Source organism: Microcystis sp. LEGE 08355 (assembly GCF_015207185.1).
Taxonomy (GTDB): Bacteria; Cyanobacteriota; Cyanobacteriia; order Cyanobacteriales; family Microcystaceae; genus Microcystis; species Microcystis panniformis.
In genome coordinates, this window is the sequence record NZ_JADEXI010000935.1 from 1 (window position 1) to 1,136 (window position 1,136).

The window sequence follows — 1,136 nt, forward strand, 5'->3', positions numbered from 1 at the left end:
CTGTATCTACATAATCGGGAGTTTCTGGGGGAGGTGGCTGATCACAAATTCCAAATTTATGCCGATGGGTTTGACTCTGACATTTTTTATCAAAGAAATTGATCTTCATAACTGTTCTTCGATTTCCAGTAAATCATCAAAAAGCTGATTTGTCTCTCCTAGGGAAAGATTGAGATAATTTTCATCAGAAGGTAAACCCTTATATGTAGCAAGTTCTCGGATTTCTCCTTGCTCTGTTAATTCATATACAATAGCATCTTCTGCCGCTATACAAGAGGCTTTCGGGACAATTTGGTTGAGCTTTTCTTGGAGATAATCGGCGGTAGAAATCGCTGATGATAGGATTTTTTTAATAACTTTATCCGCTTTGATAGCTAGGGTTAGATCGTTGATAATATAAGGACTATGAGTAGTTAAAATTAGTTTATTTCCCTGGGTTAAATTGGCAAATTCAAATAATTTATATAAAATCTTTTTCTGCGATTGGGGAAAGAGATTCTGCTCGATTTCTTCCACAATATTTACAAAACACTCATTGCGGTATTTAGAAGATAACACTTCTAGTGCAGCCTTTTTTAGGTCATCGGAAAGATTATCATTAGAGAGAATTTTCTCGATTTCCATTTTTAATCTTTTTTGCTCCTCTCCACTGAGTTCATTGCGGGAAGTTTCTTGAGTTCGATTGATCGATAAAGCAATATTTCGAGAAACGAGAAATAAAGGAACAAAAGACTGAAAACCACTGGAAGCTTCTGATAGATTTATTTGATAATCACTACCCACAATCTTGGCTAGTCTATTGAGTTTATCAAATTCTAATTTAACCTCACCTACTGGCAAAGTCAAACTGCCAGATAATTCCTGTTGTGAGCGATCCAATTCTTGCCAGAAAGTATATAACGATTCTGGCAGTCCTTTGAGTTTTTCTGGCCATCTTACTGCACTCAAAAAGTTTCGCTCTGCTGGTACATACATAATTTTTGGTACTCGATACTTTGAATTATCAGTACGCTCGATCGATAATTTAGCATTTTCAAAACTAATTCGATAAACATCTCCATTGTATTCAATTTGGGTTTCGGGTAAAAAGTAATTGGTTAAATTTTGGTATTGACAAAAAGATTTAACAAAACGAT

1 protein-coding gene is annotated in these 1,136 nt (G+C 35.0%); it reads right to left on the minus strand.

The window, feature by feature from the left end; genetic code table 11:
* Nucleotides 1-105: 105 nt before the first annotated feature.
* Nucleotides 106-1,136, minus strand: a 1,031-nt coding sequence (locus tag IQ242_RS25415) for an AAA family ATPase (protein WP_193961857.1), incomplete at its 5' end; no start/stop codon positions are given.